Origin of the sequence: Pseudoduganella sp. RAF53_2, from assembly GCF_052113985.1 — a bacterium.
GTDB lineage: Bacteria > Pseudomonadota > Gammaproteobacteria > Burkholderiales > Burkholderiaceae_D > Rugamonas.
In genome coordinates this window covers 1-6,886 of sequence record NZ_JBFRDW010000304.1, presented here as the reverse complement: position 1 = coordinate 6,886, position 6,886 = coordinate 1, and the positions used below count along the sequence as shown (strand labels likewise).

The window sequence follows — 6,886 nt, the reverse complement described above, 5'->3', positions numbered from 1 at the left end:
GGCAGGCGTTGTGTCGCAAGCTGCTGCGGCGGTGAAGGACTCCGAAGGCAAGCCCCTGCCGCTGCCTGACGCTTTCGGCATCGCGGCCAAGACGCCTGGTGAAATGCCCAAGCTGCCGATGAACGGCGCTACGCTGTTCGCCAAGGCCTGCCAGTCTGAAGGCCTGGCTGCGTTGTTCTGCTGCCCAGGTAACTACACGGTGACCCACGCGCTGGCGGCTATCGGCATCCCGACTTATACGGGCCGCGACGAGCGTTCCATGTCCCACGCGGCGGACGCGTTCACGCGCGTGACGGGCGAAGTATCCGCAACTTCCGGTACCGAAGGTCCGGGCTTTACCAACCTGATTTCCGGCCTGGCCAACGCCAAGGCTGCGCGTACGCCTGTACTGTTCATGTCGTCGAACAAGAGCGTGCGTGAAGAGGACACCGAGGCTGCGATCCAGCTGATGGAGCAGCAGTCCGTCACTGCGCACCTGGTCAAGTGGCAGAAGCGCCTGGTGAACGCGCGCCGCAATCACGAATACGCGGCCTACGCCTTCCGCCAGCTGAAGACCGGCATCCCAAGCCCGGTGCACCTGGACTTCGCCGCTGAAGCAGCCGACGGCAAGATCACCAAACCAGGCGACATCGCCTACAACTTCGACAAGAGCCTGTACCGCACCGACGCCAAGCCGAATCCATCGCCAACCCACGTAGCCAAGGCAATCGCCCTGCTGCAACAGGCGAAGCGCCCGATCATCGTGTCGAGCACCGGCGTGTTCTACTCCAAGGCCTGGGACGCCCTGCGCCAGTTCGCCGAGAAGACTCAGATCCCGGTGGTGGAGTCGGGCGCCATGCGCGGCCAGTTCCCGGACGATCACCCGCTGTCCGCCACCACCGGTCCAGATGCGCTGGCCAGCGCCGACGTGGTCATGCTGGTCGGCCAATACTGCATGCCGAACGTTGGCGAATATGCCTTCGGTCCTGATGCACGCTATATCCGCATCGACCCGGCGGCAGAAGACATTGGCCGCAACCTGCCGATCGAAGTGGGTATCGTCAGCGATGAGAAAGCCGCACTGGAAGTGCTGACGCGCGAAGCGCCAGCCATGAAGCATGACGAATGGCTGGCCGAAATCGACAAGGCCCGCAAGAAGTTCGAAGCGGAAAACGAAGAGATGTACAAGCAGGTGCTGGCCTACAAGGACGCCGTGCACCCAGCCGTCATCGCGAAAGAGCTGTCCGACTTCCTCTACAAAGGCAACATCCCGAAAGAGCAGACCCTGGTCGGTTCCGGTGGCTTCGGCGTGGCGCGCTACACCCGCCGCTGGCTGCGCGCGTATCGTCCTGCGCAGATCATGAACGGCCAGTACCAGTTCGGCACCGTTGGCGCGGACGTGGGTTATGCCGTGGGCGCCGGCGTGGCGGTCAAGGAAGGCATTGGCGCACAGGCCAAGTACAAAGGCCATCCGACCATCACCATCATGGGCGACGCTTCCTTCGGCTACTCCGGCATGGAAGTGGAGACGCTGGCCAAGTTCCGCATCCCGGCCATCATCATCGTCTACAACAACAATGCCTGGGGCACCTGGTATCTGCAGGACGACGAACCGAAAGTGCTGCCGATGCACCTGTTCCAGGAAAAGATCCGCTACGACAAAATGGCGGAAGCACTGGGCGGCCACGGCATGTACATCACCAAGCCGGAAGAGTTCACGCCTGCATTGAAGAAGGCGTACAAGCTGGCTTCCGAAACCAGCATGCCGGTGGTGCTGAACGTGCAGGGCAAGCGCGAGTTCTGGCAGCGCGAGAAATATCCACCGGGCTTCCTGGGCAAAGTGGAACCTGGCGTGACTTCGTACTACCACTAAGGCGCAGTGCATGGACGACCTTTTCACCGTCGATGCGCCACCAGCGATTGGCGCGGTCCTGCGGGACTACGCCAGCCGCGGCGTGTTCCAGGACTTCCGCGTGGAGCCGCGCAAGAACGGCGTGGACTTCCACTTCGGCTGGCTGTACGGCCAGCCTTTCACGCTGGGCTGCGAGCCCAAGGCGCGGCGCCTGTCGCTGGTTGATCTGCTGCCCAATGTCGAAGCCAATTCGATGATGCACAAGGAGATCAAGGCCTGGCTCAAAGGCCGCGCCGACGCTGACGTGCCGGAACACCGCCGCGTCGATCCTGCCCGCGCACACGCTGCCGTGCGCCTGCGCGGCGGCACGCTGTCGCTGGCGCTGGAAGCGGAGCGCGACGACGATTACGAATACTGCACCCGCAAGATCATCAACCTCACTCACGAGTTCTTCCTGTTCATGAACGAATACTGGGCAGACTATATGTCGGAGAACTTCCAGATGAATATGGAGTAGACCATGAAACGGACCAAATACATCCTCGCTGCCCTGCTGGCATTAGGTACGGCGCAATTCAGCCATACGGTCTTCAGCGCCGAGCAAACGCCTGCGGCGCCAGCGGAAACGGGCGATCCATCGCCCTTCCCTCCTGGCCCGAATGCGATGCTGGTAAAGGAAACCTGCTCGAAGTGCCATTCGCCGAACGTAGTGGTCACGCAGACTTTCAACGAAAAGACGGCACGCAAGATTTATCAGAAGATGCTGGGCGAAAGCCCGGATACTGAGCGCGGCAAGAAAATCGTGGAGTACCTGTACACGGTACTGGGCGAGAAGTCCGAGTAACTTCCCGCCCTGCCCGCTCAATCAAGGAAGACATACAGCGCGGCGATCTTGCCGTCGCGCGTAGTGATCACATCCACGCCGGTGTATTCCGGCTCTCCTCCCCGCGGGCCGGATGCCCAGGCCAGCCGGCCCGCGTTGTGCAGCGACTGCGGTTCACCGATCCCGGTGTACGCGAAATGCGGGTGCGTTGCGCGCAAATCTCCTGCAAATTTATCGAGCGCTTCGCGTCCAACGATGACGCCCGGCGGCACATACAGTTCGCAATCTTCCGTAAAGAGCTCGTTGATTGCCGCGCGCCGGCGCGTTGCGTCGCCCTCGCCAAACACTTCCTGCAGATTACGGTGCAGCAGCTCGTGAATATGGTCAGCCATGAGCATTCTCCCTGATCAGATTTGCGCCACGCCGCCATCAACGAACAGTTCTGCGCCGTTGACGAAGCTGGATTCGGACGACGCCAGGAACACCACGGCCTTGCCCACTTCTTCCGGTTCACCCAGGCGTCCCACGGGAACTTGCGAAGCCAGGTAATCCAGCAGTCCCGCTTGCGCTTCCTTGCTTTCACCGGCCAGTTCGGCCAGGCCGGTGGTGCGGATCGGACCAGGGCTCACCACGTTGATGCGGATGCCGCGGTCTTTCAGATCCAGCAGCCAGCTGCGGGCGAAGTTGCGCACTGCCGCTTTCGACGCGCTGTAGACGCTGAACGCTGCCGTGCCTTTCGCGCCGGCCGTGGAGCCGGTCAGGATGATCGAGGCGCCTTGCGTCAGCAGCGGCAAGGCTTTCTGCACGGTGAACACCACGCCTTTGACGTTGCGGTCGAAGGTGTCGTCGAAGTGCTCTTCGCTGATCTGGCCCATCGGCGCCATGGTACCGCCGCCGGCGTTGACGTGCACCACGTCCAGACGGCCGGCAGCCTCTTTGATTTGCGCGAAGAGCTGGTCCAGCTCATCCAGTTTGGTGACATCGCTGCGGATGCCAACTGCGCCATTGCCGATGGCCTTCACGGCCGCATCGAGTTCGGCCGGGCGGCGGCCGGTGATGAACACGGTCGCGCCTTCGCTGGCGAGTGCCTGCGCCGAAGCCAGGCCGATGCCGCTGGTGCCACCGGTAACCAGTGCTACTTTGCCTTCGAGACGATTGGATTTAGACATGACAAGCTCCTTAATTGAAAAGTTTTTGGTTTAAGTTGTTGCTCAGTGGTTCCCATCTTATTGAGACAACGATCCCCTGCATATCTCCTGTTTTGCAATGAATCATTGCTTCCAATAGAATGATCGAATGGACCAAATCTCAGACCTGAATGACCTCCGCCTGTTCTCCGAAGTGGTTGAGCGCGGCAGCTTTACCGCCGCCGCCCGCGCTCTGGGCTTGCAGACCTCAAAACTGAGCCGCCGCGTTCGCGCGCTGGAGGAGGAACTTGGGGTCCGCCTGCTGAATCGCACCAGCCGCCGTCTGTCGCTGACCGAAACCGGACGGCAGTTCCAGCAGCATTGCCTGGCGCTGGTGGCGGAAGCCAGGGCCGCCAAGGAAATCGTGGATCAGACCCGCACGGAACCTCAGGGCACAGTGCGCATCAGTTGTCCCGTTGGATTGCTGAATTCGGGCGTCGCCGAGATCATTGCGCGCTATCTGGCCGATCACCCGCAGGTGCAGGTGCTGGTCGATGCGACCAATCGCCGCGCCGATGTGATCGAGGAAGGGCTGGATTTTGCGATCCGCGTGCGCCAACCGCCGCTTGAAGATACCGATCTCGCGGTCCGCCAGCTGGGGCTATCGACCTTGATTCTGGTCGCCAGTCCAACTTTGATAAAACGGCATGCCGCACCGGCATCGATCGACTCCTTGAAGGAGTGGCCAACAATCGCCAATTCCAACGCGAGCGAAAAATACACCTGGCATCTGGTCGATGAGCAGGGACAGGTCGTCTTGCTGCAACACCGGCCACGCCTGGCGACTGACGATATGACCAGTCTGCGGAAGGCTGCGACGCTGGGCCTGGGCGTGGCCATGCTGCCGCGGGATCTGGTGGAGGAGGAATTGCGGACCGGCCGGCTGCAGCGCGTGCTGCCGAACTTGTCATCCAGAACAGCGCTTGTTCATGCGATATTCCCGACGCGGCGAGGCATGGTGCCGGCCGTGCGACAATTGCTGGATGCACTCGTTGCGGGATTTGCTCAAATGTCGCCCTAAGTTCACGGGAGTGCTGGTTCGATATTGCCCGGCGCCAGCCAACTTGGGTATGATGTTGATCTCTGGAAACAACATCCCACCTCGCCTCTTATGAAAACGGTCACATTCGAAGACGTGACAGCCGCGGCCTCCACGCTGCAAAGCAACGGTCAAGCAGTCTCCATCGAAGCAGTTCACGAAGCACTGGGCGGCGGCTCGGTCGGTGCCATCACCAAACATCTTCAGGCCTGGCGCGCCAGCAACGTGAAACCCGTTGAGCCTCCGAAGGCCGTCCTGCCGGACGCGCTGCTGGCCGAGTTGGGCCGTTGGGCGCAGCAGTATGCCGAACAAGCCGGCGGCTCCGCGCGCGACGCACTGGCGCAGTCGGAAGACGATATGGACGCCTTGCTGAAGGCTGGCGAAGAACTCGAATCCGAACGCGACGAGCTGCAAGGCCAGGTCGCCACCGCCAGGGCCGAGCGCGAAGAACTCGACGAACAGATCACGCGCCTGCAGGCCGAGCTGCGCAACGCGCGCCAGGTCGCCGCTGACGCCCTGGTCGGCAAAGCCAAAGACCAGCTGGCGATCGAAGGCAAGGACGCGCAAATCGCCGACCTGCGCAACCAGCTGGAGCGCTACGTCGCCACCGCCGCCAACGATTCCGACGCCCGCCTCGCCGCGCAAATGGAACTGGTCGGCGCCATCACCGCCCGCGACACCCTCGCCTCTGAGCTCCAGGAAGCCCGCGCCCAGCTCGAAAACGCCCGCACCGAACGCACTTCTTTGCGCGCCGAAGTCGAGCGCCTCCGTGCCAAGTAACGTCCTCCTTCTTGAGGGCGATAAGCTGTCATCGGGCTACGCTCAAGCAAGTGATATGCTTGCATGATCGTTTCCAGTTGGAGCTCCGCCATGCACGCAGCCAGCAGCTTGACGCCGAAAATGAATCTCTCGCTTGGCAAGTCCACGCTTGCGGTGGCGCGGCTGGCTGTGGACGCGGATATTCCGCAGTGGGCGCTGGGCAAGATGGAGTTCTGTTCCATTTCGCGTACGCAGGATGAGCTGTCCATCGTCTGCGACGAGAACGCCGTCCCCGCAGGCATGAAGGCGGAGATGGGCTGGCGGGCGTTGAAAATTGATGGGCCGCTGGACTTTGGATTAACCGGCATCCTGGCCTCGGTCGCCACGCCGCTGGCGAAAGCGGGCATCAGTATTTTCGTCGTCTCGACCTTCGATACCGATTACGTTCTAGTGAAGCAGGACCGCGTTGCCGCCGCCGCAGTGGCCTTGCGAGGCGCCGGCCACACCGTCCGTACATGACGGTTGCCGGCATGGGCCAAACGAAAACTGGCGCAGCGCCGACCGCTGCGTGAAGGCGGCTACGTCTTCGTCCCCCGCCGCCTGTAGCAAACCAGCGTCAGCCCGGACAGCATCAGCATCCACGCGCCCGGCTCCGGCACAGACGGCGGTTGAGAGTGGAAGCTGATGTCGGGATTTTGCAAGGCGACCATAGCGGAATCCGCCGGGTCGTCTATATCGGTCAGGAAGTAGGCATCCACATGAACGTGGGCGCTACGGCCGGAGCCCACGGCAAAGCGGCCGATCAAGCCGACATCCAGCCCGCCGCCATCGTCCTCCGTGAAGTCCCGATACGAGACTTTTTCGTACTGCTGTTCAGGAGGCATCGGGTCCACCAGCATCTGCGCCGATAGGAAGTTAGTTCCCTTGCCGGAGCGCGAACCGATTGCGCCGCTGTTAAACCATGGCCCCCACACCGTGTAGCCTTCAACCGGCTGCATATCGAAATCCAGAGTGTAGGTGCGTGTCATGTGCGTGGTCCCGGCCTGGACCAAACGCGTGGCATCGGTGACGTTAGTGAGCCTCAGGGCGCCACCGTCCGGGCCGCCGTAGAAGATGGTCATCTCATTGGCGAAGGGCACGCCGTCGATCGTTTGCCGGAAGTTCGTCAAGCTGAACCCCGTGAACTCAATTGTCGATACATCGGCGCGCGCTGCGCCGCAGAACACTGCCAACCACCATCCCAACAC

At 61.9% G+C, this 6,886-nt stretch carries 9 protein-coding genes; 6 read left to right on the top strand and 3 right to left on the bottom strand.

Features of this window, described 5'->3' with window-relative positions; genetic code table 11:
* The 3 genes from AB4Z11_RS18240 to AB4Z11_RS18230 all read left to right on the top strand — a co-directional run.
* The coding region (locus AB4Z11_RS18240) for a thiamine pyrophosphate-binding protein (RefSeq protein WP_442026679.1) at positions 1-1,852 on the top strand (1,852 nt) is incomplete at its 5' end.
* Positions 1,853-1,862: 10 nt separating this feature from the next.
* On the top strand, positions 1,863-2,348 hold the full coding sequence (locus AB4Z11_RS18235; RefSeq protein ID WP_442026677.1) for a hypothetical protein: 486 nt from the start codon (positions 1,863-1,865) through the stop codon (positions 2,346-2,348).
* 3 nt (positions 2,349-2,351) lie between these two features.
* Positions 2,352-2,675 (top strand): hypothetical protein, encoded by a 324-nt coding sequence (locus AB4Z11_RS18230; protein WP_442026676.1) that lies wholly within the window; start codon positions 2,352-2,354, stop codon positions 2,673-2,675.
* 17 nt (positions 2,676-2,692) lie between these two features.
* On the opposite strand, the gene AB4Z11_RS18225 is transcribed toward AB4Z11_RS18230, so the two are convergent.
* Positions 2,693-3,046, bottom strand: a complete 354-nt coding sequence (locus AB4Z11_RS18225) for a nuclear transport factor 2 family protein (protein WP_442026675.1) — start codon at positions 3,044-3,046, stop codon at positions 2,693-2,695.
* A 15-nt stretch (positions 3,047-3,061) separates the two neighbouring features.
* On the bottom strand, positions 3,062-3,823 hold the full coding sequence (locus AB4Z11_RS18220; RefSeq protein ID WP_442026674.1) for an SDR family oxidoreductase: 762 nt from the start codon (positions 3,821-3,823) through the stop codon (positions 3,062-3,064).
* A 127-nt stretch (positions 3,824-3,950) separates the two neighbouring features.
* On the opposite strand from AB4Z11_RS18220, the gene AB4Z11_RS18215 reads away from it, so the two are divergent.
* The 3 genes from AB4Z11_RS18215 (at position 3,951) to AB4Z11_RS18205 (ending at position 6,158) form a co-directional block, all read left to right on the top strand.
* Positions 3,951-4,862 carry a LysR substrate-binding domain-containing protein gene (locus tag AB4Z11_RS18215; RefSeq protein ID WP_442026672.1) on the top strand — a complete coding sequence of 304 codons (912 nt, stop codon included), beginning with the start codon at positions 3,951-3,953 and terminating at the stop codon, positions 4,860-4,862.
* Positions 4,863-4,952: 90 nt separating this feature from the next.
* On the top strand, positions 4,953-5,660 hold the full coding sequence (locus AB4Z11_RS18210) for a DNA-binding protein (RefSeq protein ID WP_442026671.1): 708 nt from the start codon (positions 4,953-4,955) through the stop codon (positions 5,658-5,660).
* Positions 5,661-5,750: 90 nt separating this feature from the next.
* Positions 5,751-6,158 carry an ACT domain-containing protein gene (locus AB4Z11_RS18205; protein ID WP_442026670.1) on the top strand — a complete coding sequence of 136 codons (408 nt, stop codon included), beginning with the start codon at positions 5,751-5,753 and terminating at the stop codon, positions 6,156-6,158.
* Between the two features lie 59 nt (positions 6,159-6,217).
* Here the strand turns inward: AB4Z11_RS18205 and AB4Z11_RS18200 are convergent.
* The coding region (locus AB4Z11_RS18200) for a PEP-CTERM sorting domain-containing protein (RefSeq protein WP_442026669.1) at positions 6,218-6,886 on the bottom strand (669 nt) is incomplete at its 5' end.

Bases quoted from the DNA above. Each gene is read 5' to 3' on its own strand.
- AB4Z11_RS18235 (WP_442026677.1), top strand. From the start codon at position 1,863: ATGGACGACCTTTTCACCGTCGATGCGCCACCAGCGATTGGCGCGGTC.
- AB4Z11_RS18230 (WP_442026676.1), top strand. From the start codon at position 2,352: ATGAAACGGACCAAATACATCCTCGCTGCCCTGCTGGCATTAGGTACG.
- AB4Z11_RS18225 (WP_442026675.1), bottom strand. From the start codon at position 3,046: ATGGCTGACCATATTCACGAGCTGCTGCACCGTAATCTGCAGGAAGTG.
- AB4Z11_RS18220 (WP_442026674.1), bottom strand. From the start codon at position 3,823: ATGTCTAAATCCAATCGTCTCGAAGGCAAAGTAGCACTGGTTACCGGT.
- AB4Z11_RS18215 (WP_442026672.1), top strand. From the start codon at position 3,951: ATGGACCAAATCTCAGACCTGAATGACCTCCGCCTGTTCTCCGAAGTG.
- AB4Z11_RS18210 (WP_442026671.1), top strand. From the start codon at position 4,953: ATGAAAACGGTCACATTCGAAGACGTGACAGCCGCGGCCTCCACGCTG.
- AB4Z11_RS18205 (WP_442026670.1), top strand. From the start codon at position 5,751: ATGCACGCAGCCAGCAGCTTGACGCCGAAAATGAATCTCTCGCTTGGC.